29 protein-coding genes and 1 pseudogene are annotated in these 25,900 nt (G+C 51.4%); 22 read left to right on the top strand and 8 right to left on the bottom strand.

Annotated features, from left to right (window positions below):
* Positions 1–13: 13 nt before the first annotated feature.
* Positions 14–217 (bottom strand): helix-turn-helix transcriptional regulator, encoded by a 204-nt coding sequence (locus tag JBO43_RS07965; RefSeq protein WP_023315141.1) that lies wholly within the window; start codon positions 215–217, stop codon positions 14–16.
* 344 nt (positions 218–561) lie between these two features.
* On the opposite strand from JBO43_RS07965, the gene JBO43_RS07960 reads away from it, so the two are divergent.
* The 7 genes from JBO43_RS07960 to JBO43_RS07930 all read left to right on the top strand — a co-directional run bounded on the left by JBO43_RS07960 (position 562) and on the right by JBO43_RS07930 (position 6,017).
* A complete protein-coding gene (locus JBO43_RS07960) occupies positions 562–1,725 on the top strand; it encodes a hypothetical protein (RefSeq protein WP_202674071.1) in 1,164 nt (387 codons plus the stop codon).
* Between the two features lie 352 nt (positions 1,726–2,077).
* Positions 2,078–2,512, top strand: coding sequence for a hypothetical protein (locus JBO43_RS07955; RefSeq protein ID WP_202674070.1), 435 nt, complete (start codon positions 2,078–2,080; stop codon positions 2,510–2,512).
* 59 nt (positions 2,513–2,571) lie between these two features.
* The gene (locus JBO43_RS07950) at positions 2,572–3,411 is read left to right on the top strand and encodes a hypothetical protein (RefSeq protein WP_202674069.1); all 840 of its coding nucleotides are present in this window, start codon (positions 2,572–2,574) and stop codon (positions 3,409–3,411) included.
* A 393-nt stretch (positions 3,412–3,804) separates the two neighbouring features.
* Complete coding sequence (locus JBO43_RS07945) at positions 3,805–3,957, top strand: hypothetical protein (RefSeq protein ID WP_202674068.1); 153 nt, start codon at positions 3,805–3,807, stop codon at positions 3,955–3,957.
* Between the two features lie 60 nt (positions 3,958–4,017).
* On the top strand, positions 4,018–4,848 hold the full coding sequence (locus JBO43_RS07940; RefSeq protein WP_202674067.1) for a DUF932 domain-containing protein: 831 nt from the start codon (positions 4,018–4,020) through the stop codon (positions 4,846–4,848).
* 223 nt (positions 4,849–5,071) lie between these two features.
* Positions 5,072–5,557, top strand: a complete 486-nt coding sequence (locus tag JBO43_RS07935) for an antirestriction protein (protein WP_202674066.1) — start codon at positions 5,072–5,074, stop codon at positions 5,555–5,557.
* Between the two features lie 79 nt (positions 5,558–5,636).
* Positions 5,637–6,017 (top strand): TA system toxin CbtA family protein, encoded by a 381-nt coding sequence (locus JBO43_RS07930; RefSeq protein ID WP_202674065.1) that lies wholly within the window; start codon positions 5,637–5,639, stop codon positions 6,015–6,017.
* 202 nt (positions 6,018–6,219) lie between these two features.
* Here JBO43_RS07930 and JBO43_RS07925 read toward each other — a convergent pair whose 3' ends face one another.
* Both JBO43_RS07925 and symE read right to left on the bottom strand, forming a co-directional pair.
* The gene (locus JBO43_RS07925; protein WP_202674064.1) at positions 6,220–7,089 is read right to left on the bottom strand and encodes a phosphorothioated DNA-binding restriction endonuclease; all 870 of its coding nucleotides are present in this window, start codon (positions 7,087–7,089) and stop codon (positions 6,220–6,222) included.
* A 121-nt stretch (positions 7,090–7,210) separates the two neighbouring features.
* Positions 7,211–7,552, bottom strand: a complete 342-nt coding sequence (symE, locus tag JBO43_RS07920) for an endoribonuclease SymE (RefSeq protein ID WP_202674063.1) — start codon at positions 7,550–7,552, stop codon at positions 7,211–7,213.
* A 326-nt stretch (positions 7,553–7,878) separates the two neighbouring features.
* Between symE and JBO43_RS07915 the strand changes: the two are divergent.
* The 3 genes and pseudogenes from JBO43_RS07915 (at position 7,879) to JBO43_RS07905 (ending at position 9,168) form a co-directional block, all read left to right on the top strand.
* Positions 7,879–8,336 (top strand): annotated as a pseudogene (locus JBO43_RS07915) (STM2901 family protein).
* The gene (locus JBO43_RS07910) at positions 8,330–8,662 is read left to right on the top strand and encodes a DUF1493 family protein (RefSeq protein ID WP_095280602.1); all 333 of its coding nucleotides are present in this window, start codon (positions 8,330–8,332) and stop codon (positions 8,660–8,662) included. Before JBO43_RS07915 ends, JBO43_RS07910 begins: the two are co-directional and overlap by 7 nt.
* A 20-nt stretch (positions 8,663–8,682) precedes the next feature.
* Entirely contained in the window at positions 8,683–9,168 is a 486-nt protein-coding gene (locus JBO43_RS07905; protein ID WP_202674129.1) for an Hcp family type VI secretion system effector, read from the top strand.
* A 44-nt stretch (positions 9,169–9,212) separates the two neighbouring features.
* On the opposite strand, the gene JBO43_RS07900 is transcribed toward JBO43_RS07905, so the two are convergent.
* Positions 9,213–10,223, bottom strand: a complete 1,011-nt coding sequence (locus JBO43_RS07900) for a LacI family DNA-binding transcriptional regulator (RefSeq protein ID WP_202674062.1) — start codon at positions 10,221–10,223, stop codon at positions 9,213–9,215.
* Positions 10,224–10,408: 185 nt separating this feature from the next.
* On the opposite strand from JBO43_RS07900, the gene JBO43_RS07895 reads away from it, so the two are divergent.
* Positions 10,409–11,503: a cellulase family glycosylhydrolase gene (locus tag JBO43_RS07895; RefSeq protein ID WP_202674061.1), complete on the top strand. Its 1,095-nt coding sequence runs from the start codon at positions 10,409–10,411 to the stop codon at positions 11,501–11,503.
* Positions 11,504–11,548: 45 nt separating this feature from the next.
* The gene (locus JBO43_RS07890; RefSeq protein WP_202674060.1) at positions 11,549–12,943 is read left to right on the top strand and encodes an MFS transporter; all 1,395 of its coding nucleotides are present in this window, start codon (positions 11,549–11,551) and stop codon (positions 12,941–12,943) included.
* Positions 12,944–12,982: 39 nt separating this feature from the next.
* On the opposite strand, the gene trpS is transcribed toward JBO43_RS07890, so the two are convergent.
* On the bottom strand, positions 12,983–13,987 hold the full coding sequence (gene trpS / locus JBO43_RS07885; protein WP_202674059.1) for a tryptophan--tRNA ligase: 1,005 nt from the start codon (positions 13,985–13,987) through the stop codon (positions 12,983–12,985).
* 203 nt (positions 13,988–14,190) lie between these two features.
* Between trpS and JBO43_RS07880 the strand changes: the two genes are divergently transcribed.
* Positions 14,191–14,613, top strand: a complete 423-nt coding sequence (locus JBO43_RS07880; protein WP_095280608.1) for a FosA family fosfomycin resistance glutathione transferase — start codon at positions 14,191–14,193, stop codon at positions 14,611–14,613.
* On the opposite strand, the gene JBO43_RS07875 is transcribed toward JBO43_RS07880, so the two are convergent.
* Positions 14,610–15,419: a GNAT family N-acetyltransferase gene (locus JBO43_RS07875; RefSeq protein ID WP_202674058.1), complete on the bottom strand. Its 810-nt coding sequence runs from the start codon at positions 15,417–15,419 to the stop codon at positions 14,610–14,612. The two genes, JBO43_RS07880 and JBO43_RS07875, sit on opposite strands and share 4 nt — an antisense overlap.
* Before the next feature lie 42 nt (positions 15,420–15,461).
* Entirely contained in the window at positions 15,462–15,848 is a 387-nt protein-coding gene (locus JBO43_RS07870; RefSeq protein ID WP_202674057.1) for a VOC family protein, read from the bottom strand.
* 267 nt (positions 15,849–16,115) lie between these two features.
* Here JBO43_RS07870 and JBO43_RS07865 point away from each other — a divergent pair, with 267 nt between their 5' ends.
* Both JBO43_RS07865 and JBO43_RS07860 read left to right on the top strand, forming a co-directional pair.
* Complete coding sequence (locus JBO43_RS07865) at positions 16,116–16,886, top strand: DeoR/GlpR family DNA-binding transcription regulator (protein WP_095280611.1); 771 nt, start codon at positions 16,116–16,118, stop codon at positions 16,884–16,886.
* A gap of 64 nt (positions 16,887–16,950) precedes the next feature.
* Positions 16,951–17,556 carry an ATP-dependent Clp protease proteolytic subunit gene (locus tag JBO43_RS07860; protein ID WP_095280612.1) on the top strand — a complete coding sequence of 202 codons (606 nt, stop codon included), beginning with the start codon at positions 16,951–16,953 and terminating at the stop codon, positions 17,554–17,556.
* Positions 17,557–17,585: 29 nt separating this feature from the next.
* Here JBO43_RS07860 and JBO43_RS07855 read toward each other — a convergent pair whose 3' ends face one another.
* Positions 17,586–17,882 carry a hypothetical protein gene (locus JBO43_RS07855; RefSeq protein WP_095280613.1) on the bottom strand — a complete coding sequence of 99 codons (297 nt, stop codon included), beginning with the start codon at positions 17,880–17,882 and terminating at the stop codon, positions 17,586–17,588.
* A 205-nt stretch (positions 17,883–18,087) separates the two neighbouring features.
* Here JBO43_RS07855 and JBO43_RS07850 point away from each other — a divergent pair, with 205 nt between their 5' ends.
* The 7 genes from JBO43_RS07850 (at position 18,088) to JBO43_RS07820 (ending at position 25,805) form a co-directional block, all read left to right on the top strand.
* Positions 18,088–19,209 carry a ribosomal protein uL16 3-hydroxylase gene (locus JBO43_RS07850; RefSeq protein WP_202674056.1) on the top strand — a complete coding sequence of 374 codons (1,122 nt, stop codon included), beginning with the start codon at positions 18,088–18,090 and terminating at the stop codon, positions 19,207–19,209.
* Positions 19,210–19,377: 168 nt separating this feature from the next.
* Positions 19,378–20,115, top strand: a complete 738-nt coding sequence (locus tag JBO43_RS07845; protein ID WP_103948245.1) for a YaaW family protein — start codon at positions 19,378–19,380, stop codon at positions 20,113–20,115.
* Entirely contained in the window at positions 20,112–20,996 is an 885-nt protein-coding gene (locus JBO43_RS07840) for a hypothetical protein (RefSeq protein WP_103948246.1), read from the top strand. Before JBO43_RS07845 ends, JBO43_RS07840 begins: the two co-directional genes overlap by 4 nt.
* 295 nt (positions 20,997–21,291) lie before the next feature.
* The gene (locus tag JBO43_RS07835) at positions 21,292–22,221 is read left to right on the top strand and encodes an ATP-binding protein (protein ID WP_202674055.1); all 930 of its coding nucleotides are present in this window, start codon (positions 21,292–21,294) and stop codon (positions 22,219–22,221) included.
* Between the two features lie 10 nt (positions 22,222–22,231).
* On the top strand, positions 22,232–23,497 hold the full coding sequence (locus JBO43_RS07830) for a hypothetical protein (protein ID WP_103948248.1): 1,266 nt from the start codon (positions 22,232–22,234) through the stop codon (positions 23,495–23,497).
* Positions 23,494–25,128 carry a hypothetical protein gene (locus tag JBO43_RS07825; protein WP_202674054.1) on the top strand — a complete coding sequence of 545 codons (1,635 nt, stop codon included), beginning with the start codon at positions 23,494–23,496 and terminating at the stop codon, positions 25,126–25,128. Before JBO43_RS07830 ends, JBO43_RS07825 begins: the two co-directional genes overlap by 4 nt.
* An 8-nt stretch (positions 25,129–25,136) precedes the next feature.
* The gene (locus tag JBO43_RS07820; protein WP_103948250.1) at positions 25,137–25,805 is read left to right on the top strand and encodes an OmpA/MotB family protein; all 669 of its coding nucleotides are present in this window, start codon (positions 25,137–25,139) and stop codon (positions 25,803–25,805) included.
* Positions 25,806–25,900 lie beyond the last annotated feature (95 nt).

Raw genomic sequence — 25,900 nt, 5'->3', positions numbered from 1 at the left:
TCTCTGGAGTCTTTTATGCTCTTGACTCATTAACACGGGCTTCTAACCATTCTTTTATCTCACGTTCAATCCAGCGGGAACTGCGGCCAAATTTCACCGGTTTTGGGAACTTACCGTCCTGCGCCATTTTATAAAACCACTTATCGGACAAGCCGGTTAGTTCAGTAATAAACTGCATGCTGACAAATTTATCTTCGTGAATATTAATTGTGCTCATGACATGTCTCCAAAATGCATCAGGAGGACACCGGATGGCATCCTTTCATGTCATAGGTCTCATATGTACAGATTTACTTTTCCCTGACGTTATTTCTTAAGAAAAGGATTACCGGCCGAGGCGGGGATAACTATCAACCACACATCAAAAATCTGGCGCAGATACACTTTCACACAGTCAATTCATGGTGTTCTCAGAGGTGGTTTTTCACTAAAAAAGTGCCTAATTACAGGGGTTGCATTAGACTTCTACCCTACGATTTACACTATGATTATTGCTATGAATTATTCTATGAATTACTATACATGCATTGCAGTTTACATAATAAAAAGAGGTAATTTCTTTTGAGTGATAAGTTATGGATCGACATTAAAAGCTCGCGTGACATCAGGTTATTTCTGTGGCTAAACGGGGATGATGTCGCTATTTACAATTATCGTTTGAAAGATAGCAGCAAGAAATACAGTGCAGATCTGATTTATGGAGAAGATTATAGATTAGCAGCAGAGGCAATAAACGACGCGTTTCGTCTGTTTTATAAAGACCCAGATATACTTCGTGCATATGTATCTAATTTTAAAAAAGCCAAAGATGCAATGTTGCCTTTAAAAGAATTCAGCTGGTTTAAACGCTGCAATGATGCCTGTTACTTTACCTGGGTGTATATAAGGCTTCTCAGTAATAAAAATAAAGCACTTGGTAGTTTTGATATAAATGAATCGTGCACTGTTTATACCCGGACGTATTATCACCGGCTGATTAAAATTCAGTATCCTGTAAACCATAGTGAACGCCTTGAGTGCATAGAAGATTTTTTTGACAGGTCATCGATGGATCTTTCATCAAAACTATTGATAATGTCGAAGATAAGATACGAGTGGGACAGGCACTTTCCTTTAGTAAATAGCCTCCCTCTAAAGAAAACAGAGAAAGTAAAAATACAATGGGCGTGGGACTATATTTCTAAGGACAAAGTTAACGTTATCATTGGTTCAATAAAAAGAGCGCAAGCTAAGATAGCTAAAGGAACCCAACCTCATCAGGCAAATATACCTTCGGAGTATATTTTTAATGAGGCGTACAATACTGCTTTACAGGGGTACGTTCACAACCCTCATTTCGTCAGCCTTTTCAGGCCATCAACGACAACCGAGAAGCATCTTGCACTACGTTGTATTTACATTTACATGTATTGTTACGATAATAAGTTTTTATCCAGATTTAAGAAATCGTGGGAATCATCGGTCTACAGGAAGACAAAGAAGAAAGTCACGGTTCGCGAAAAATCAACGTCAGGACCAGAAGGGCGGGAATTCAGTAATGTAACTAATGCAGAGAAAGTCTTCGCAAAAATACCTTCAGAAGCTGAAAAGCATCATGATAAATTACTCTTACAAACATCCAATGAAAAGCTAAATGAAATTACACCTACTCCTGAAATTGATGCTGAAGAAAACAAAGAAGTTAAAGATGACTCGGTAAATAACTGGTATGGTATTCCTTTTTAGAGTTTTCTATTTATAAATAACAAAGGCCACGATGAAAGTGGCCAATAATAGTCAACATCATTCACTCCAGATTATTTCAAACCTATATCACCCGACTGAGAACTCCGGCATATCTTTGTCTGGATGAATATCTCATTGATCATCAATACCGATCGATACTAAATCAATTCATAGCTTTCATCTATCAATAAATTATAATTGATCGTTTTTATTATAGGTAATAACGATCAATTACGAAAAACCGATCTGTATTAACGATTATCCCATTCCCTCCCAAATGCATACGATCAGGCGGCCTTTTGTACAGCAGAAAGCCATTTTTAGCATATAAAACACACAGTAAGGGATCTCTATGTTGAAGATAACCTCCGCACTCTTTTTCATCACGACACTGTTCACCGCGACGGTGCATGCCATGGGCCAGGAGCAGCAATGGGGCAACTGGTTTGGCACTGTTAATGCGATGGAATTTGAACTGAATGCCGACAATAGCGCCGGAGAACGCGTGACGTTCACCTGCCGGGACAGTCATCTGATGTTGAGCTACAGCGGGTCTGATAGGAAATCATTGGATATACCAGATGAAGGACAAGATGCCATGGGGATTAACATCAACGCAATTCATTACCCACTAGGTAAGGCCGCTTTCATGGTGCTCAAAAACACAGACAGCCATGGGCAGATTGAAATCACCCGAATGAAGAAACCCTTATCTCACCCATTCAGTACCGCAGGGCTCAAAGATGCACTGGAGGACCTTAACTGGGAAGACTGCATCAGCCATTAATCACCCAACCCGGTAGCTCATGCTCCCACATTGTTAATCATCAGTAAGGATATCTTTATATGGCGACATTCATTTCACGCCTGATTTTGATTTGTACCCTTTCAATCCCGGCCTTCAGTTTTGCCATCACCATTCCCGGTAATATTCACCCAGAGCGATACACGTTCTTTCTGACAGATAACGGCGGTGAAATGCTTCGCGAAATGAACGATGCAGCGGTCAGCGTAAAACTCAACAACAAAGTTGGTTTTAGTGCTGAGGCACAAAGCAAGGCTGCTGCTGCGAACATATCTCCTTTGCTTTATGCAGCATCCCCGCTTGAACAGAACTTTATCCGCTACGACGGTAAACCGGTTAAGGCTCTGACTTGCCTCATCACAACCCAAACCATGCCGGGTCAGAATAAAAATTACACCTGGGAGGAAACTTACTGCCTTGATGAAACTGGTGCTGCCTACATCGGCACAAAAGGCTGGCCGTCACGCGCGATCGTCGAAAAGAGCTGTGAGGTGGGTGCCTCTGGTTGTCCTGTATATCTTGGCCTGAATAATGATCCACCAACCATGCGGAACGATGCTGCGCAATATATTCCTTACAGCAGTAAACGCGTAAGTGGGCAGAAAGAAAGTAACTCTCAGCCAAAAGCAGCGACTGGAGAAATCGTCGCAGAGCAGGATGGTTATGTGGTGAATTACGTCAAAGCCAGCAGTTGTGCTGACGACAAACTGATTGTCAAAAACACAAGCTCCGGGAAAACTGCCGCAATTGCAGGATTAAATGGTTGCTCTTTCGACCCGAAGAAAAATGCAGTAATTATCTTTCCTCTAAATGAATACGTCGGTGTTTACAGTGGCCCCACAAACGCTTCTGAGGAAATAGCCTCCGTCGATCTCCCCTGATTACTCACCTGGTCCGGTATGCGCTTCCTGCGGTACCGGACGTTTTATGGACAGACCTATGAAAAGCCACAAACTCCCGGACGATACAGCGCCAGATACAGCACTTCTGGATCTGACCTGGCCCGTTGTTTTCAGCGTCGCGGGGCTCACTCTACTAAAAAGTAACTCGGTCGTATGCCAGACAATGGGAGCCAGCCTGATGACCTTTAGTCTGATAAGACTCATAAAAAAACTCGCCACTCTTGCCTGAAAGCTGATTCTCGACAAAAGCTGAAGTGTTGCGTTATCAAAGGACTGGCTTCAATAGCAGAGGGCAGGATTAATGATGATGCCTTTGTTTTTTCAGTATGCGGCAAAGCGTATGAACACCTGCCTCCCGTCATAAGGCGAGTTGTGAAGTACGAATGGTGCATTCGATGCTTCCAGTACGGTAAACCTTTCATTCTGCGTCGATTACAACATCAGCAGATCGACGAGCTAATCCCGACGACATTACCTGACAGTGAACTGTCGCCACAGCAAGAGCAGCCACACGCTACTCCCTGAATACCCTCCATAGCCACTTCACGGAAGTGGCTTTTATGCCCATTTATAAAGGAATTAACTATGACTCGTTTAGCCAGTCGATTCGGGCGAATTAATCAGATACGTCGTGACCGCCCACTCACACACAGTGAGTTAATGGCCCATGTGCCCAGCGTGTTCGGGAGTGACAAGCATGAATCACGTTCAGAGCGTTATACCTATATCCCGACCATCAGTATTCTCGAAAGCCTGCAACGCGAAGGCTTCGAACCGTTCTTCGCCTGTCAGACTCGTGTGCGTGACCAGAGCAAGCGAGAACACACTAAACATATGCTACGCCTGCGGCGTGTCGGGCAACTGAACGGTCATCAGGTACCGGAAATCATCCTGCTTAATAGCCATGACGGGTCCTCCAGCTATCAGATGCTACCGGGGCTGTTCCGTGGTGTCTGTACCAACGGTCTGGTCTGCGGTCAGTCGTTTGGTGAAGTGCGAGTGCCACATAAAGGCAATGTGGTGGAGAAAGTGATTGAAGGGGCTTACGAAGTGCTGGGTGTGTTTGACCGGGTGGAAGAAAAGCGTGATGCGATGCAGTCTCTGGTTCTGCCACCATTGGCCCGTCATGCCCTGGCGAATGCGGCACTGGAGTATCGCTTCGGTGAGGAACATCAGCCGGTTACGGTCTCGCAGTTGCTGACCCCGCGTCGGCGGGAAGACTGTGACGATGACCTGTGGACGGTATATCAGCGGGTGCAGGAAAACCTGATAAAGGGTGGCCTTCAGGCGAGAACAGCCACCGGCAGGCTCACCCGTAGCCGGGCGGTCACTGGTATTGATGGAGACGTGAAACTCAATCGCGCCCTGTGGGTAATGGCGGAGAACATGCTTGGCCTGTTCAGCCAGTTTCAATGACAGGCAAAAAATACCCCGGTCGGACTTCGGGAGTGCGCCGGGGAGCTTGAGGCAAGATTCAGTACCGGTTCTTGAGGCCGGATAATCTGACTTTACGCCTCCCACCTTTTTTTAATCCATCTCCCGACCACGAGAAATCTCTCATATCCTGCAGTTTGTGAGCCCTGACAGACAACCAATCAGTAGCCTGGCTGCATCTGAAATAACCGAAAGGACTATCACCATGCATAACGACACCGCCTCAGTACAGAATACTCATCATATCCACGACCATGAAGAGCTCACCGGAGACAATTCACTTCATGCTATAGCCGTTCCTGATGAAGAGCGCCTCGACTTCTGGCCGCAACACTTCGGCACTATCCCACAATGGATAACTCTGGAACCGCGCATCTTTGGCTGGATGGACCGCCTGTGTGATGATTACTACGGGGGAATATGGCGTTACCACACGCTCAGCAACGGCGGTGCCTTTATGGTGCCGGAAGCGTATGACGACAGTGATGGTACGTGGACATTGTTTAACAGCATGAACGGTAACGGTGCCGAACTCAGCAGTGAAGCGGCTGGAATAGTGGCCTGCCTAATGGCATACAGTCACCATTCCATGCGAACTGAATGTGATGCGATGATTGAACATTATTATAGCTTACGGGACTACGGCCTGAATCATGCAGAGTGTAATGGCATCATGCACCTGATTGACTGAGGCCACCGCTCACTTTTCTGTTCACCTGAATCAGATACACCGCAACACATCACCAGTCAGACATCAAAGAGAAACCATCATGCAAACCTTAGTATCACACCCGATAAGGGCGGCTAAGTCCTGCCCGTCACCCGTTGAGATATGGCAGCTACTGCTGACTTATCTTCTGGACCAGCATTACGGTCTGACACTCAACGACACGCCATTCAATAACGAGACAACCATCCGCGAACACATTGATGCAGGAATATCACTCAGCGATGCGGTGAACTTCCTTGTCGAAAAATACGAGCTGGTACGCACTGACCGCTGTGGTTACACCATCATGGAGCAGTCACCGTTTATCACCAGCATCGACATTCTCCGCGCCCGCAAAGCCACCGGTCTGTTAAGGCGTGGTAGCTACAAGGTGGTGAGTGATATCACCCGTGGCTCACATAAGGCTGTGGGCCGACACTGATGAGCGAAAAAAATTCACTGGGCAGTGAGATAGGAAGTATCAATGAGAGTGTGATTGCTTGTACTATCACTAACGACTTTGAGCGAATCTTTACATACCAAACGCATTGAGTATACATGTGAGTATATAAGGCTGATTTGTTGTTTTAATTATTGTTTATTTTCAGTTGGTTATCTTTGTTTGGCGAGTCCGGCCTTCGCCCTCACCCCCTAAACACCTCCTTCCGATGCCACTCCACAAACCCTTCCCGCGGGTAATTCCCCTTCACCATCGGCAGCGCAATCTGCTTCCCGGCAAAATCCCAGAACAACCGTCCCACAATCCCGCTTCCATTCACCGCCTCAGACACCAGTACCTGCATATTCTCATCCAGCCCAATCGATCCCTTATCAAATGCCTTATGGTGAATCGCGCACAGCGCTAATCCGTTCGGGATTTCACACGGTCCGCCATGTTGTTTCCATTTGATATGTGCGGCTTCGAGGCCGACGGAGGCATTGTCATGGCGCATATTGAATCCGCAGATCGCGCATTCGTAGTTGTAGGCGCGGAGCACCTGCTGGCGGAAGAGGGGATCGCGAACCTTGCGAATCTGCTGGATATCAAAGCCCATCTCGTCGGCAATTTCTTCCTGGATGCTTTCGGGGAAGTGGGCTTCAAGGATCTGCTGCGCCAGAGAGCCGATAAGATTTTTGTTTTTCGTCAGGCGTGAATAGTGCTCTTCATCGAAACCGCCAGCGACGTTGTACTTGACCAGTTCCCCGGCGGGTGGCTGTTTGCTGCCGGTTGTCGAGCAATGTTCATCATTTTGCAGCTCCCAAAAGCCATCGCCTTTGAGACGCCAGAACGGCATGTCGGGGCGGTACTGCGCGCGTTGTGGTCCAAAACGTTCCAGAAGACTGTGGAGCTGTTCGCGCACTTCCGAACCATAGTCGAACATTCGAGCGTGGCCGCGCTGATAGTTTGCCAGCACATATAAGAGCAATAGCGGTTTATGCGGCGCACGTTCACCACCTTTGCGCCAGATATTAATGTCGGCAATTGCCTGTTCGAGGGTTTTACTGGAAGTCATCGCGTTATGAAATAAGCTAAATAATTGCGATGATGCTCGCAAAACCCCTCCCAATCAACCACCCACATCTCACAACCAACAAAAAAGGCGCCCATCGGCGCCTTCCCACTTAATTGATTTTTCAGCCTTTCGATCCCTTCGCCGATATCACCCCGACAAACTCCGCCACCTGCTTCTGCTTACGCGCTGAAAGCTTACTCACCTCGCGCACCAGCTTCTCCATCTCCGTCTCTTCCGGTTCTGGCTCTCGTGCGGTCAGGACCATGCAGCCTTTCATCACCTTCACGTCCACTTTGGTGCCGGTGCTGAATCCGGCTTCGTCCAGCCAGTAGCCCTTCATGATAAAGGCTGGCATACGGGCGTGATCGTGAAAACGGCTCGCATAACTCACGGTGAATGTGCGGTTATCGGCGGGGAACACTTCTGGTTCAATTGAATCTGCAATACAATCGACGTTAGTCATAGTTACTATTCTCTCTAAATAGTGATAGCAATTGTGATTAGCGGTGCGGACGTGTTGGCGCATGTCCGCATCGCGTTAAATACACCTGTAAATTTAATCAGTAATTAGAATAAAGTCCACATGAATATAAAACATAATAAGCGTGTTTTGGACTTTTTAGAATATATATACATGGTGAATGTTTGATTTTGTATATTGCTATTTAACTTATGCTTTTTCTCTTGATAACCGTTCGCAACGTGTTTTATAAATTATGGGGTAGCTCTCAGAATGCATTTGAGAACCGTTTTATGATTGTTTGATATTAAATAAAAAATGGACTTGCAATGGATACAGTTGAAGAACTAAATGGAACTTATTTTTATGCAGGGAGATCCAATCTAACGGCAAGTGAACTTTTTTTATGATTTTTTGTGAGACTACCGCTGATCATTTTGGTATTGAAGATGTTGGCGCGATAGTCGCTTTCTATACTGGATTTAATAATCAGAAAACCAGACAAAAACCAAAGGGAGCGAAAGAAGGTACGTCAAGAGCTTCTAAAGCAATGAGACGATTTTTTAAAACGGCTAAGTTTCCTTTAGGTATAAAATTACCTACATGGGTAGGTGGGTATACGCCCTGGACGGCAGAGCGCAGAATGGTAGCGAAAATAGGCACTTTTGTCGGTCGAACCATTCCTCTTGTCGGCTATGTGATCTTAGCAAGTGATGTCGTACAAATCACATATTGTTCCGTACGGGACTATAATCGGATCGCGAGAGGTAATGATAAATTATGGTGAATGACATTGAACAGCGCATTTATGCATTAGTCAGACGCTATAATGGTGTATGGCTTTTTAATAATGAAAAAAAACAGCAACTGTTAAATGCAGACACGGACCTTGATACTGATATGCATCTTGATGTTGGAGAGGTAGAAGATCTTATGGATGAGTTTTTTAGAGATTTTCAGGTGGATAAAGGTAATTTCAATATTAAAACATACTACCCAGATGAATCTTTCTCCTGGAATCCTTTTAAAAAATTTCCCCCAATACCCGTCCCAGATTTCACAATTGGAATGCTGATTGAATCAGCAAAAGCTGGCAAATGGTTATATGACTAATCTCACGCAAGGAGCATAAAATAGCTGTACCTGTTCACTTATTTTTAACCGATGACGGCGGTGCGGTAATTAGAGGTTCTTCCGATGTCAGGGACCGGGAGGGCAGTATAGAACTAAGAGGATTACATCATAATTTAAGTATTCCAACCGATTCATCAACGGGAAAGGTAACGGGAACTCGCCAACACTCACCCTTTCAGTTCACTAAAGAGCTCGATAGTGCTTCTCCGTATCTCTTCAAAGCAGCGGCAACCGGCCAGACGCTCAAATCGGCTGAATTCAGGTTCTACCACATCAACGATGCGGGCCAGGAGGTGGAGTACTACCGGATTACCCTGGAGGGTGTGAAAGTGATCTCTGTCAGCCCTATCATGCATGATACGCGAGGCTGTCCAGGTACGGGTCATATGGAAGATGTTGCGTTGAATTACGAGAAAATTACGCATCTGTATAAGGACGGTAATCTGTTAGCGCATGATGCATGGAATGAACGGCAGACAGCATGATGTGATTTGAGGGGGAAGATGCATTTACACCTCAATATCCCCCATCATTCCCTCTCGCTCGATCTCCTCACCCTCAACCGCCCCGCCAGCGTCACATGCGTCGCCGCATCTTCCTGATTGCACAGATACTCCACGGCTAACCGCCCCAGCTCGCTATAAGGCAGTTGAATACTGGTCAGCGCCGGAGTCAGCTGTTCGGAAATCTTCTGATCGTCGTAGCCCGCCAGCAGCATGTCCTGCGGGATCTGCACGTTGTTCACCGCCAGCGCCTGATAGCAGCCAATCGCCAGCCAGTCGCTGGCGCAGAAGATCGCGTCCGGGCGTTCCGGCAAAGCCAGCAGGGCCTCGGTCGCGGTGAAGGACTCGCTGAACTGCCAGTTGGTCGGGCGCACCAGGATCTCGTCGAACGACAGCCCGGCCTGTTCGAGCGCGGCCTGATAGCCCGCCTTACGCTGGCGGGTGGCTTCCATCCAGCTCTCGCCGGTGATGTGCGCGATGCGCGTGGCGCCCTGGACAATCAGATGGCGCGTCACCTGAAAGGCGTTGGCGAAGTCGTCGGGAATGAATGATGGCAGCAGCGGCGAGCCGGGGTCGCGCTGGTTGAGCAACACCAGCGGGAGCTGCGTGCAGTCCTGGAAATCGGTCATGTCCACCAGGGTGGTGACGGGGGAGGCGAGGATAATCCCCACGCAGTTGCGCTTCTCGAGCTGGCGGATGATGTTCAGGGCCAGCTCCACGTCGTCGCCGTAGTCGTAAACGGTCAGCAGCGTCTCGTTGCGCCAGGCCGCATCCCGCGCCTGGCTGATGGCGTCGATAAAGGGGTCGTAACTTTGCAGGGAGCTGACCAGCAGCGCCACCTCTTCCTGGTTGCGCGGCGCGTGGATGGCGGGCAGGCGATTGTAGCCGAGTTCGGCGGCCACGCCGATCACCCGCTGGCGCGTCTCGTCGCTGAGCTTGATGTTGCGGGACTGGTTGAGCACCAGCGATACCGTCGCCTGCGACACCCCCGCCGCACGCGCAATATCGTTCATCGTGATTTTGTTTTTCCGCTTCATCCGCTCGCTCCCCCTTGAGAAACAGCATCATACCTTAACCGTCTTCCAAAGCGCGGTCGATCACGTTTCTTATGCGCTCAAGCCTGAACTTTGTGATTGCTGTCGCTTTTCTGAACGCGCCAGTTTGCTCATTTATAGTTCAACTAATATTTATTAGCTAAATATTATCAGCAAGTGAGGCGACGATGAAACAGCAGTGGAGCAAAGAACAGGCGCAGGCGTGGTATCAGCAGAAAGGGTGGCTGTGCGGGTTTAACTATCTGCCGTCGACGGCGGTGAACTGGACAGATATCTGGCAGCAAGAGACCTTCGATCCCGAAACCATCGACCGCGAACTGGGCTGGGCGGCAGACGCGGGTTACAACACCCTGCGCATCAATCTGCCGTTTATCGTCTGGGAGCACGATCGCGACGGATTACTGGCGCGTATTGATCACTTTCTGACGCTGGCCGACCGCCACGGGTTCAGCACCATGCTGACGCTGATGGACGACTGCGGGTTCTCGGGCGACGAGCCGTATCTCGGCCCGCAAAAACCGCCGATCCCAGGTAAACACAACAGCCAGGCGGCGGCGAGCCCAGGGCGCGACAAAGTGTGCGATCGCGACTGCTGGCCGCAGATTGAGCGCTACATCCGCGACGTTATCCGCCAGTTCCGGGACGACAAGCGCGTCCTGGTGTGGGATCTCTATAACGAGCCGGGCAACCGCGGGATTTTTGCGACGGGCACAGTGGAAGTGCAGTACGACGAAAAACTGGAAAGCTACGCGCATGAGCTGATGAAACGGGCATTCGAGTGGGCGCGGGAAGAAGATCCAGTGCAGCCGCTGACGGTCTGCGCGTGGCGCGTGTCGCCAGATGTGGAAGTGGAAGGGGAGATGTTCTTCCAGCATCCGCTCGATCAAACCGCGCTGGAGCTGTCGGACGTGGTGAGCTACCACGCTTACCTCAACACCGGGCGCATGACCGCGATTATCCAGCAGTTACAGCAGCTTGGCCGCCCGATGTTCTGTACCGAATGGCTGGCACGCCACGTCGGGAGCACCATTGAAGAGCAACTCCCGCTGATGTACACCGCGAAGGTCGCGCCCTATCAGTGGGGCCTGGTGCGCGGAAAAACCCAGACCTGGCTGCCATGGCCGGTGATCATGACCGGCTCGACCGACTACTGCCGTCTGTGGTTCCACGACGTTTTCGAAGAGAACGGCATCCCGTTCTCGCGCAGCGAAATTGCCCTGATGCGCAAGCTGCGCAAAATCGCCCCGCAGCCGCAGGCATAACAATAACGATCCGGCGGTACGCCGCCGGACAGCAAGGTACGCACTATGGCAACGACAATGAAAATACCGTCTCGCGAGTTGTGGTCCTATTTTGGCTATGGTTTAGGTCAGTGTTTTAGTTTTGGTTTAGTGGGTTCGTTTATTAACTATTTTTACACCGACGTGCTGGGGATCTCGGCCCTGGCGGCGAGCTCGATCTTCCTGATTGCCCGCGTCTGGGATGCGGTTCACGATCCGCTGTTCGCCAGCATTATGGACACCATTAACAGCCGATTCGGCAAGTTCCGGCATTTTTTACTTATCGCTCCGCTGCTGATCACCGGCGTCACGCTGCTGTCGTTCTATAAAATCGAAGCGGACATGACCACCAAAATCCTCTACGCCGGGGTGACCTACATTCTTTGGGGGACGCTGTACGCGATCTCCGATATCCCGTTCTGGTCGATGTCGTCGGTGATGACCAACGACTCCGGTCAGCGCACCCGCGCGGTGACGGCGGCGATGCTCGGCGTTAACGCCGGGATCGCCTGCGCGAACATCTTCTTCCCGAAACTGGCGGCGTTTTTTGCCCAGTACAGCACCGACAAAGGCTATTTCATGGCGGCGCTGGTGATGATGCTCTTCGGCCTGCCGCTGATGTTAAACGGCTTTATGCAGATTAAAGAGCGCGTTCCGCCGAGCGCGGAGAAGGTGACGATGCGAGACACCTTCCACAATCTGCGTCAGAACAAACCCCTGTTCGTCATCCTGCTGTCGTTCTTTTTCTGCGTGTTCCACAACGTCGCCAACGGGATTTACATCTACTTCTTCATCTACAACCTCGGCGACGGCAGCCTGCAGATGGCGATTGGGATTATGGGGATCGTGGCGGCGGTGGTGTGCCTGATAGCACCAATGCTGACGCGCAGGATGCAGAAGCGAAAACTGTTTATGATCCTCTGCGGGCTGGATATCGCGGTGCGCGCGGTGATGTGGTTCGCGGGGTATCAGCACACGGCGCTGCTGTTCCTGCTGCTTGGCCTCAGCACCTTGTTCGTGATGATGAGCAATATCCTCACCTCGTCGATGATCGCCGACACCATCGAATACGCCGAGTACCACACCCATAAACGCTGCGCGGCGATCACTTTCTCCGGACAGACCTTCACCGGCAAGATGTCGGTGGCGGTAGGCGGGGGCTTGATCGGCGTGTTCCTGACGATGATCGGCTACGTGCCGCAGGCGCAAACCCAGAGCGACGGCGTGCTGACCGGGCTGTTCTTCGGCATCTGTCTGCTTCCGGCGATTGGCTCGCTGATCCGCCTTGGCTGCATGTCGCGCTTCACCTTTACCGAAGAGAAACATGCGGAGATTTGCCGTCTGCTGGCGGAGCGGCGTCATGCTTCCACGCAGGATGTGGAAGGCGACGAGCGGCTGGATCGTCCGGTCTCGGTAAATTAACTTTTGTGGACGCCTGCCCGGCAGGCGTCCACCAGTCCCTCAGAACACCGGCACGCCCAGCCCCTGTTTCACCTCTTTGAGCGTCGCCTGCGTAATTTCGTGCGCCCGTTCGCTGCCGTTTTTCAGCATCGTCATCAGCTGACTTTTGTCCTGAATGTAGGTCGCCCGCCGCTCGCGCATCGGCGCGATCAGCTCCTGCAGGCACACTTCCAGTTCGTTTTTACAGGTTCTGTCGCCCAGTCCGCCCTGCTGATAATGGGCTTTCATCGCCGCGACTTTCGCTTTATCGGCGTGGAACGCATCCAGATACGTAAACACCACGTTGCCCTCGACCTTCCCCGGATCGCTTACTTTCAGGTGATTCGGGTCGGTATACATGGCGCTCACGGCGCGGTGGATGGTCTCTTCGCTTGCCGACAGGTGCAGCGTGTTGCCGAGGGATTTCGACATCTTGGCGTTGCCGTCGACGCCCGGCAGTCGGCTGGTGTCGCTCAGCATCGCCTTGCAGTGGCGCAGCACCGGGGCGGGCAGCAGGCTATTCATCTTGTGGACGATTTCGTTGGTCTGCTCGATCATCGGCAGCTGGTCATCGCCGACGGGCACCACTTCCGCTTTAAAGGCGGTGATATCCGCCGCCTGGCTGATGGGGTACACGAGGAAACCGGCGGGCAGCGAGCGGGCAAAACCTTTCTGCGCGATTTCGTTTTTTACCGTCGGATTGCGCTCCACGCGCGCTACGGTGACGATGTTCATATACAGCATCGTCAGCTCGGCGAGCGCGGGCAGGGCGGATTGCAGGCAGATGGTCGTGAGATCGGGGTCGATGCCCGCGGCGAGGTAATCGGCCAGCACTTCGGGGATGTTATCGCGGATTTTTTGCGGATTGCTGCCGTTATCGGTCAGACCTTGCAGGTCAGCGACCAGTACAAACTGCTGATAATCTTGCTGGAGCGCGACGCGCTGGCGCAGCGATCCCACATAGTGGCCAAGATGCAGAGGGCCAGTCGGACGATCGCCAGTCAGGATAGTGGTTTTGGTGTTCATGTAAGACTCCTTAAGCTTTAAAAGCCGAAAGACGTCTTAGAAATGCAATAGCCGCCTTTCGGCGGCTATCTGAAAAGAGGGAAAACAATTCCGGGCCGCCTTTAAGAAGGCAGCCACCACTGGGTGTGATGGAAAGCGGGGAGGTGTTTTCTGTTCATCGAATTACCGTATCATGTTCTGAGCGAAACACAACAGGGGATCACATGCTGCAATCACTGAATCACCTCACGTTGGCCGTCAGCAACCTGCAAACCAGCGTGAATTTCTGGCGCGATCTACTGGGATTGTCGCTTCATGCGCAGTGGGACACGGGCGCATATCTTACCTGCGGCGATCTCTGGCTGTGTCTGTCGTTCGACGAAACCCGCGACTACGTTCCGCCTGATGTGAGCGACTATACCCACTACGCGTTCAGCGTCGCACCCGCCGATTTCGACACCTTCTCGCACAAGCTGGAGCAGGCGGGTGTCACCGTCTGGAAAAACAATAAAAGCGAAGGGGCGTCGTTCTATTTTCTCGACCCGGACGGACATAAGCTGGAGCTGCACGTGGGTGATATCGCCGCGCGACTGGCGGCGTGTCGGGAAAAACCCTATGCGGGGATGCGGTTTTATTCGCAGGATTAGTCGCTAATCATCTCGCGCTGCGTAATCTCCATCTGTGCGTAACCTGCCGCCAAAAACAGCGGTGTCAACCGCTCCGGCACCGAGACCGGGGTGCTGATGCCAGGATACTGCTCGCACAGGATCTGCAACATTCGCTGAGCCTCTCCCTTGCCGCGCGACGCCGGTTCCATAAACAGATAGCGCAGCTGCGGCGCCGGGCCGTGAGTGGTGATGGCCGCCCATGATCCCTGATCTGTGTTTAGCACCGTGCAAGGCAAGGATCGCAGCGCCAGCGGGTCCAGCTGCCAGGGAGTGGCCTGCGATGGTGCAGAATAAACGGCGCGGTTGAGAGCATCTGGCGAGGCAGTGTGCAGTTTCGCGCCCAGGGCGTTTTCCGGCGAGGAGCCTTTAAACCCGTGCAGCGCCTGCGAATCGCGAAAACCCAGCGATGTGTACAGCGCAATCCCGGCGTGGTTTTCGGCGATCACCTCCAGGTAAAAACGTGTCACCCCTTTGGTTTTCAGAGCTGCGAACAACGGCGCAAGCATCGCGCGCGCCAGCCCTTTCCCGCGAAGGTCGGGAATAATGGCAAACGCCGCCAGACGAGCAAGAGAATCGCGTCGGGCGATAATGGCGATGGCCACCGGCTCACCGTTCTGCAGCCAGACGCAGGAGTCCTCCACGCTCATCCCTTCGGAGCCGAAACGCAGGGCAAAAGCTTCTGGCGTGAGCGAGAAAGGAACGAAATAGTTCTGAAAGCAGCGCCCCAGAATGTCAGTAAGTTCCGTAAAGCTGAAGTGAAGGGCGCTGACTGCGGTCAGTTTCATGGTGGACTCAATGTAAGGGTTCCAGGCCACCAGTGTAGCGGATTACTCGCCCACCAGCTCAATCCGGTTTCCGTCTGGATCGGCGATCACCGCTTCGTAAAATCCATCTCCCGTCATGCGCGGTGCGCTGAGCAGCGTGCCGTTCTGCTGTGCTTGTTCCGCCATGCGATCCACATTGGCTTTGCTGCCAACGTTGAGAGCGATATGCGCCCAGCCAACAAATTCTGGATGCGCGGGCGCGTCGGCCAGTTCCGGTACCGTCATCAGCTCAATCGTTGGTCCATCGGTGAGCGTAATAAAATGCGACTCAAATCCAGGGCGATTTTTGCTGATGTATTTCTGGTTGCTGCGGCCTCCGAAAACCGTTTCCCAAAACTCAACCTGCGCTGGCAGGTTACGGGTCCAGAGTGCGACGTGTGCAATGTTCATAGTAAGCCTCGTTGTTTGCTGGGTGTTATTGAATGATATTCCTGAAACCGGGCGGGAAGTTCCTCCCGCGGTACTTTTTGCTGCGAGCGTTCCGCGTGAATGACGGGTTGAAACCAGAATCCATCATACGGGTGACTGGCAGCCAACGGGGTCGACGGCTTGTTGCGATTCATCATCACGCTCCTTCACAGCGTACAGATTGACAGGTTGAGCGTCATGCAACATTATGCGCATTGATGCTCGATTTGGATTTTAACAGGACTATTTATGCTCGATTATGCTGCTTTTCCGGAACAACGACAAGACCTGATCCGTAAGATCCTTCAGGAGAGCGGGAGAGTGGTTTGCACAGAATTAGCCACCCAGATGAAAGTCTCAGAGCACACAATTCGCCGTGATTTACATGAGCTTAGCAAAGAAGGGCTGTGCAAAAAGGTGTACGGTGGCGCGGTGCTCCAGCTGCCTGACGCAGGGAACTTCCTCAGTCGCGAGCCAAAAAACCACGCAAAAAAAGACATGATCGCGCAGAAAGCAGCAACCTTTATTAAACCGGGCGGCTGCATCTTTATTGATACGGGCACCACCAATCTGGCGCTGGCGAAGGCGCTACCTGCGGATTTGAAAGTGACCATTGTGACCAACTCCCCGGCGATCGCGGCGGAGCTGCTTCGCCACCCTCTGTGCGAAGTGATCATGACTGGCGGGCAGATCCAGCGCGCCTCCGGCGGTGCGGTCGGGGCGACGGCAGCCCGTCAGATCCAGGGGATTATCTTTGATCAAGCCTTTATCGGCGGCTGCGCGATGGACCCAGAGATGGGGCTGACCGGCTTTGATTTTGCAGACTGCGAGTTCAAGAAAACGGTGATCGCCCAGAGCAACCAGACGATCGTGGCGCTGACCACCGATAAGATCCCCGGCGTAGCGCGCTTCGTGGTCGCAAAAACCGGTGATATTGACCTGCTGGTGGTTGAAGCGAGCATGAACAAAGAGGTTCTTGATGCATTTGCCACTCAGGATGTTCGCATTGTGTGCGCCTGACGACTTTGCCTGGCAAAACAGGCTACACTCTGACTTTGAGCGCTAAAAGCCGAGGATAACAACAATGCACTTCACACAGAAAGATCGCGATAACACAGAAAAATCAGAAGGGAAAAACGGCGCGGGCGCACTGCAGCAGAAATTACTCGAGTCCCGCTCGATTATTATTTCCGGCGAAATCGACCAGGCGCTGGCGGAAAAAGTGATCACTCAATTGATCCTGCTGCAAAGCGTGAGCAACGATCCGATCAAGCTGTACATCAACAGCCAGGGCGGTCACGTGGAAGCGGGTGATACCATCCATGACTTTATCAAGTTCATCCGCCCGGACGTGCACGTGATCGGCACCGGTTGGGTGGCGAGCGCCGGGATCACGATTTTCCTGGCGGCGAAAAAAGAGCACCGTTACGCGCTGCCAAACACCCGCTTCATGATCCATCAGCCGCTGGGCGGCGTGCGTGGTCAGGCCACGGATATCGAGATCGAAGCGCGCGAGATCATCCGCATGCTGGATCGCGTGAACAAACTGATTGCTGATGCGACCGGTCAGCCGCTCGAAAAAGTGAAAAAAGACACCGACCGTAACTTCTGGATGTCTCCTGCCGAAGCGCTGGATTACGGCATTGTCGGCAAGATCATCACCCAGTATGACGAGCTGAAACTGGATTAAGTGTTCCTGTTAGCGCCCGATTTCGGGCGCTAACGTTCATGTAAGATAATCGCAATCCAGTTGGGTCTGATCATTTCCGGAAATTCCGGATACGGCTCCAGCCGCGTACAGGCTCCCGCCCAAATATACGTATCCTCTCCTACCCGATACCAGTGCGCATTACCTTCCACCGCATCACCCACTACCGCACCGTGAATGGTCACGCGGCTCCCGGCTGGCAACTCATGTGCGACGGGCGAGAATACTGACGGATTATCCTTGCGCGTGAACACTCCCATCGTAGTTTTAACGTTTCCAGTAACGGCGAGTTCGGTGAAATTGCTCATATCAGGCCTCATGACAGCGCGCTATTACGTTAACAATATAAGTCGCTAACGATCGGGCGATAACCATAAAGGCTGAAACTGTCACGGTGTGTCATGCGAACGGCTGAAGGGCGAGGGATTTGGCAGGCAATTGACCCACGACAAAGCAGCCGCCCGGCCCGTCTCTCATAATCGCACCTGTTTCCCTTCTCACTGGTGCTTTCCCATGGCGTATCAACTGAATCTCAACTGGCCAGAATTTCTCGAAAAATACTGGCAAAAACAACCCGTTGTGCTGAAAAATGCCTTCCCGAATTTTGTCGATCCGATCACGCCTGATGAGCTGGCGGGCCTGGCGATGGAGCCGGAAGTCGACAGCCGTCTGGTCAGCCATTTCAACGGTGAGTGGCAGGCGAGCAACGGTCCATTCGAACATTTTGACGGTCTGGGCGAAAACGGCTGGTCGCTGCTGGCGCAGGCAGTGAATCACTGGCACATGCCGTCCGCTGAGCTGGTGCGTCCGTTCCGTGTGCTGCCGGACTGGCGTCTGGACGATCTGATGATCTCCTATTCCGTTCCGGGTGGCGGCGTTGGCCCGCATATCGATCAGTACGATGTCTTTATTATTCAGGGCATGGGGAGCCGCCGCTGGCGCGTGGGCGATAAACTGCCGATGCGTCAGTTCTGTCCGCATCCGGCGCTGCTGCACGTCGATCCGTTTACGCCAATTATCGACGAAGATCTGGAACCGGGCGATATCCTCTATATTCCGCCAGGATTCCCGCACGATGGCTTTACCCATGAAACCGCGCTGAACTACTCCGTCGGTTTTCGTGGGCCAAACGGTCGTGACCTCATCAGCAGTTTTGCCGATTACGCGCTGGAAAACGATCTGGGCGGCGAGCACTACAGCGATCCGGATCTGACCTGTCGCGAACACCCTGGCCGCGTGGAGCAGTACGAGCTCGATCGCCTGCGCAGCATGATGATCGAGATGATCAGCCAGCCGGAAGATTTCAAAAAATGGTTCGGCAGCTTTGTCAGCACTCCGCGTCATGAACTGGATATCGCAGCAGCAGAACCGGCCTATGAACCGGAAGAAGTGCTGGATGCGCTGCTGGGCGGTGAAACGCTGTCTCGTCTGAGCGGCCTGCGCGTATTGAACGTGAGCGGCAGCTTCTTTATCAACAGCGAACAGCTGGAAACGGTGGATACGAAAGCCGCTGACGTGCTGTGCCGTTACACCGAATTTGGCCAGGACGAACTGGGCGACGCGTTGCAAAATCCGGCTTTTGTCGCGGAGCTGACGGATCTGATTAACCAGGGTTACTGGTTCTTCGAAGAGTAAATACCTTCCCCTCTGACGGTCTTTGTTTTCAGCAAAGGCCGTCATCTTAATGCCTACAATTATTTTTATTGCAGTTTTCGGCAGCGATGCCGTTAATAACTATTGATAACTCGCTTAAAACAAATTTCGTTATCAGGGCTAGAAATAACATTTAGACGGTAAGAGATTATGGGCAAATTTAGAGCAGATAAAGATCTTGAACTACTTCGCTATTCAGATAATGAGATGCTGGAAGTCCTCGTTAAATACCTCACCACAGATAAAGACGGCTCCACACGTTACACCGAATCATTAACCGGTGAAAAAGCATTCCAGGCTGTCGGCAAAGATTATAAACAGGCCTGGCAACTTATTGGGGCTGAACTTCAGCACTTTGGCGGCGACACCTTTGTCAATCTTTTCCGGGGTAATGGAGTGATGTACAAAGAGATATTGACCGATGTCTGTAAGAAGTTATCGGTAAAAACAGATTTCTCAGCCGAAGTGGTGGATATTGAACAGGCATTACTGGCGAAGTTGTTTAGCGATTCCTGGGAAAAGATGAGCGAAGAAGAGCGGAAAAAGATTCGCAGTGAGCTGAAGATTGACGGTAATCTCGCCAGCAGCGCAGCGCTCACTTCTATTATCACCGCCATTCGCATGGGCGGGTTTATGTCGTATCAGGTCGCAATGATTGTGGCGAATGCGGTTGCCAGAGCGGTTCTTGGCAGAGGACTGACCTTGGCGGCGAATGCGGGGCTTGCTCGTATGATCGGTGTCTTTGCTGGCCCAATAGGTATCGCGATTACTGCGTTGCTGACCATCCCTGCTATCAGCGGCCCAGCCTTTCGCGTAACGCTTCCCGCAGTGGTGCAAATAGCCGCGATGCGCCAGCAAATGCTGAACCAAAAAGAGGATTTCTTTTGAAAGAGACCTTGCTGACCATTGACTGGATCAATGTCTACAAAGAAGTGAAAAGCGCTATCGAAACAGGCCATGCTGTCATACGTGATGGCGTAGCTTACTGGCATTCAGCGTCAGGAAAATCAGGCATTGCTCAGCATTTGCCTCTGAAAGAAGTGGTGCTTGATACCGCGTCCATCGGCGAAGTAAAGCAGCTGATGCAAATGGCCCAGACAATGCAACTGGCCGCCGTGGGATTATCAACGGGCGTCATTGTGGGTGCAATGGTGATGCAGACAATGTACCTGGCACAGAAAATTGATAAGTTACAACAAAGCCTCGACGTCATTTCCGGCGATGTTCATGCCCAGAACGTTATTTTCTACATGGAAAAACTGTCACGCTATTTTGGGGTGGTTGAATCGGCTCGTGTCTTGCTGCTGGATAAGTCTCTGGTCGAAGAGACGCACGATGTTGCCGCGAATTTGATTGCCCAAATGAGCAGTGAAAGAAATGAAGTCCTGTCGTTTATTGATAATTTGCTTTCATACGCCGATAAGCTCAGTGACAGGCATTTAGAACAAGTGCTCGATTTTATTACCATCATGCTTGATACCATGCCTAAAGCTATTTATGTCGAAAGCCAGCTTTGCGATCGCTATGGTAAATTCCGGCTGGCTGAGCATCTGATGCGTCAAAATGCACGTCGTTATGCGTTGACACTTGAGCATTATCGTCAGTGGTGCAATGACAAAGTGAAAGAAAGCATCAGCGGGCGTTCCGACCCTCAGTCTCTTGCGTTCAACCGTAAGCAGGATGATTTACGACTGTTATTTAAATCTGAAGATAACGCTATGCTTTTACGTGAACTTCAATCATTTACTGCGGTTCCTCTGAAAGCCTGACTCTCTTATTCCACTGCTCGCCAGGTACGAGGGTATAGCCCTCTCACTGGTGGGCAGATCATGTATGAATAACGCCACTGCTTCGGCAATACTCTGATCTCTGTTTTCTTTCCCCCGCCGAATATTCCCTGACACTATTTGTCAGCCATCCGATCTAATTTATTTATGCCACCCAATATTGGTAGGTCGACTTAATACTTCATGAAATTTAATGGAGTTTTGCGCAGCGCTGCCGTTAACCACTATTACAAAAAAACTTAATCCAAATTTGTGACCGTCTGGGGCGAGGTAAAGCATGTCTTTGGGACGTATTCGACCGCAGTTTACGCAGGGGCTGGAGAAATCCGTTATCGAGGATAAAAAGGCTTTTGCGTCAGCAGTAACGCCGCGATTTACGCTGGAAAGTGATGTGGCGCTACCGGCGCAGGTTATTGCACAGCTTGATGAAGCAAAAGCCAAAATAGAGTATTTCCATAAGATCTATGTCGAGTGGGGGTTTTCATCAGTTGACCCTCTTGGCAACGGTATTGTGCTGAATTTTTTTGGACCACCAGGAACCGGTAAAACACTCACGGCTGAGGCGCTGGCGGGATCGTTGCAGCACACCATTATGACCGTGAGCATTGCCGATCTGGAAAGCAAGTTCATGGGCGAAACGGCGAAGAATATTGCGGCGCTCTTTCGTCAGGCGAGCGATGAAAAGGCGGTTTTGTTTTTCGACGAGGCGGATACGCTTCTCGGCAAGCGTCTTTCCTCCGTTACGCAGGGGATTGATAACGAAGTTAATGCCATGCGTTCCACGCTGCTCATTGAGCTGGAAAAGCATACCGGCATTGTTATTTTCGCCACCAACTTTGTCAAAAACTACGATAGTGCCTTCCTGAGTCGCATTACGCATCACATCGGTTTCACCTTACCCGGTGCCGACGAGCGTTACCGGATCTGGGCCAAACTGTTAGTGGAAGCCATCCCTCTTGCCGATGCGCGAGAGCTTATGCTGGAGCAAGCCACTTCACTTTCTGAAGGTCTATCTGGCCGCGATATTCGTAATGCGATGCGTTTGGCCTTACCAAAAGCCGTTCTGGAATCAGAACAAAAACTCACGCTGGGTCACCTTGAAAGCGCGCTGTCGCAAATTCGGGATGCCTACGGCGCGATTTCAGCCACGGTTGTAACCGTTCCTCCTCACATTGACACAGCTAAAAAAATGCTCGGTTTGAGCTAAGGGTTTAATTATGGGTATCTGGAGTCGTGTTTGCTCTTGTGTTTCCTCTGTCGCCTCGTTTGCCGTAAATGTGGTTTCGAGTGCCGTCAGTAAAGCCAAAGAAGTCGTCGGCAAAGCGATTGGTTTTATGGCGGAAAAAGCAGAAGGGTTTGTCGGGAAAGTGAGTCAGATGTGGGAACGCATCAAGCCGCATATTTCCACAGGACGTAAAATTCTGCAGGTACTGAGCGGCATGATTACCCTGCCGTGGATTAAAGCAGCACTGGTGGGGCTTGATCGTGCGCTGGCTTGGCTGGAAAAAGCGGATAAACACCCATTAGTCAAAAAACTCCAAAAGGCTTTTGAATGGGTCATTGCCTGGTGTAAAGACGCTCACCAGAAACAGCTTGATAAAGAGGCTCTGGAAGAGGCACGCCGTCATGCAAAGGCGATGCAGGAGGCGAGTGGAGAGCTTCACGGAACTGAAAAAGCGGCGGTTGAAGCCATCGCGTTGATTAATGAATACATGATCGCCAAAGCCGAAGTAGATATTGCCGTGAAGGGCGATACGCTGAAGGACTTTGAGTATTTCCTGCGTCTGCGTGCCGTGCAGAAGTTGCTCGCGTTCTATGAAACTCGTATGCAAGCCGTCCAGACGGTCAGCGATGTCGATGAAGATATGCATTTTATGGTGTATGCCGCCAACGCATTGATTCAGCAGAACGCTGAGTTTAGCGATGCAGACACAATGCGTCTGGATGAAATGACCCATCGCCTGTTCGGCAAACCGATTATTCCGTTCGTCTTTGAAGAGATGATTGTGGCCTGGGAAAAAAGCCGTCAGGTGCTCGAAGAGGAATGGGAAAAGAAAAACAGTACCCTCGCCAAAGAGCGTTTACTGCATAACCGCCTGGTTCGCGCTCAAAAATATGAAGAGCTGGAGCCCGCAGAGATCAGTGTTCTTAATGATCTTGCCATTACGCTGCCACGGGATACGGTCGCGCTGGAGCAGTTGGGTGATGATTTACTGGCTCGCCGTAATTACGTTAATGCGGCTGAAGGATTCCTGCAAATGCTGGAAAAAGATGAGCAGCAGCTGATTGCGGAAGGAAAAGAATATTTGCTTGAACAAGGATCAATGGTGGGAACATTACTGATCGATTGTTCGCAAAACGATCGCGCGTGGGCTTCGCTTTCTGCGGAAGAGCAAAGTCTGATCAACGATTTTGCCAATATTTTTGGTGCAGATTGCCAGAAACGTACTGAAACCGGTCTGCTGGTTGAGGTGATGGCATGAGCCTGTTAGTCGAGATCGGGCATTTTCTGATGCCGGGAATGGATGTACTGCAGCTGGGCTTTTTCGCCGTTATGCTGCTGGCTGTCGTCTATACCGGGTTAAACGTTAAGCGTAACGCGAATGAAACCTGCTGGCAGCAAGCCTGGGAGCGGAACGGATTACATACGACACAGCCGGGGATTTGCGCAGAAATCGGTTCCGCCGCTGAGCTCAGCCAGTCGGTGGCGACGAAAGCTGAAAAAATGGCCTCGGTGATGCCGGGTATGCTGCTGATCCTCGGTCTGTTGGGGACATTCCTGGGCCTGGGGCTGGCCCTTGATAAAGCCTCCGGCATTTTGCATAACTCAGGTAATAGCATCGGGGCGATGGACTCCTCCATGCGTGACCTGATGGACATGATGCAGGGCTTAGGCACCAAGTTTAAAACTTCTACCTGGGGGATTATCGCTTTCATTGCGCTGAAGCTCTGGGAGTCGAAAAATGGTTATGAAGAACGCCGCCTGAACTGGTGCATGTCGAAGCTTCAGCACACGCTACATGAAGAACATGCGTTAGAAATTAAAGAAAAGACTGAGCAGCGCCAGCAGGATGAAACTGGGCGAAATGTCGCCACCGATCGTCTGGTGGAAGCAATGGCCCAGCAAACGGCAGCCCTGCGTGAAGAGTTTATCCAGCAGGCTAAACGCAGTGAAGAATATGAAGCGCAGCGCCATCAACACCATCTCAATGCGCTGAAAGATATTGCCGATATCAACGTTCAATCCCGTAATTTGCTGGAAACCTACACCCGCAACAGCGAAGAAAACTTAGCTGCCTTGCAGCAGGCTGCGACCACGATGAGTGATGCCTCGCAAAAAGTATCAGGATCTGCGGCCAGCCTCGAAAGCGTGGTCTCGACGCTGGGAACCGATCTGGGTGTGGTGATGACGGAAATTAAACGTGAGCTGTCGCACGTGGTGAACGAAATGAACGCTGACTTTACCCGCAACGTCCAGCAGATGAGCGACAAACTGGCGGACTCAACCAGCCAGTTGAGCGCTACCATGAGCCAGATTGAAACCTCGCTGAATGATGCCATCACCCGTATGAATGACGCATTCAGCGGGAACATGACCAAAATGGCGGATCAACTTGAGTCTGCAACGTCGCAGATCAGCCTGTCGGTGAACAATATGTCCTCACAGATTGACTCCACCATGACGACGGTGAAGGAGAGAACTGAAGCCGCCGCCAAAATCCAGCGTCAGGCGATGGATGAGTTCTCTGAAACGAGTATGACGCTGAATGCAAAAGTCACCTCGATGACCACCTACATTGAACGCGTGACGAAAGAGATCGCCAGCGGGCTGGCGGCTGTCTCCGAAGGCAACCGTAAAATGGAGTTCTACATCAAGCGCTTCAATGACGCATTCGATGTGCTGGGAACTTTGCCGGAAACGGTGAATGGCATGACGACAGAGCTGTCCGCGCTTTGCAAACTGATGGATGCGCAGGTGTCAGCACAGCAAACGCCAGATGAGCGCAAAACGGTGATGAAAGCGATGATGGATATTCAACGCAATATGACCACGCTGGTGACTGACGCTCAGCACTACAGAAGGCTCCTTGAGTCTGAACGCGTTGAGGCCTGATTTTGTCTATGAAAGATAAACCAAACGAATGGGTGTCGATCTCGGACCTGATGGCAGGCGTGATGGCTGTGGTGATGCTGATGCTGGTATTGTCGGTTCTGCAGAACAAAGTGGCCGAGGTGAAGCGCGAGCAGGAAAAAAACAGCGGTCAGGCAGCAGCTCAGCAGAAGCTGAATTCATTGATGCACAGTATGCAACAAGAGATGGTTGAGCAGGGCGACGCCGCGCTGGTGGGATTTGATATGGCCAGCGGTAAAATTACGCTCCGGGATAAAATCTTTGCTCGCGGAAGCGCCTGTATCACCGATCAGGCGAAGGATGCACTTGCGCGTCTGGCCCCGCGTATTCAGGAGTTCGTTAGCGGTTCAACCAACACCCAAGTTTTTGTTGAAGGGCACACGGATAATTTGGGAGTCAATAATCCGGTTGTTGATTATGCGCGGTTTTGCACCGTGTACGACGACAACTACACGCTATCAGCGGCAAGGGCTCGTGAGGCCCGCAAGCTGCTGATTGCGAATCTCAATGACCGTCAATCTCATCGCGTGATTGTCGCGGGGTTTGGCGACTCTCAACCGTTGCGCGGGATCTCGCCTGGTGATGAGCGAAACCGCCGCGTGGAGGTACAATTTCTGACGCACGCTGCCGCACGGCAGGATCAGAATTCGGACTTGTAATCTTCCGCCAGCCCTCAGTGTCAATTTGAGGGCTGGCGTAGCCTTTGCGCCGCCGCAATGTTATGGTTCCTGCGCCACCCGCTCACATAAACGCC

Source organism: Lelliottia jeotgali, from assembly GCF_016771845.1.
GTDB lineage: Bacteria > Pseudomonadota > Gammaproteobacteria > Enterobacterales > Enterobacteriaceae > Enterobacter > Enterobacter jeotgali.
Note: the sequence above shows the minus strand (reverse complement) of the source record. Positions and strands in the feature narration are given on the sequence as shown.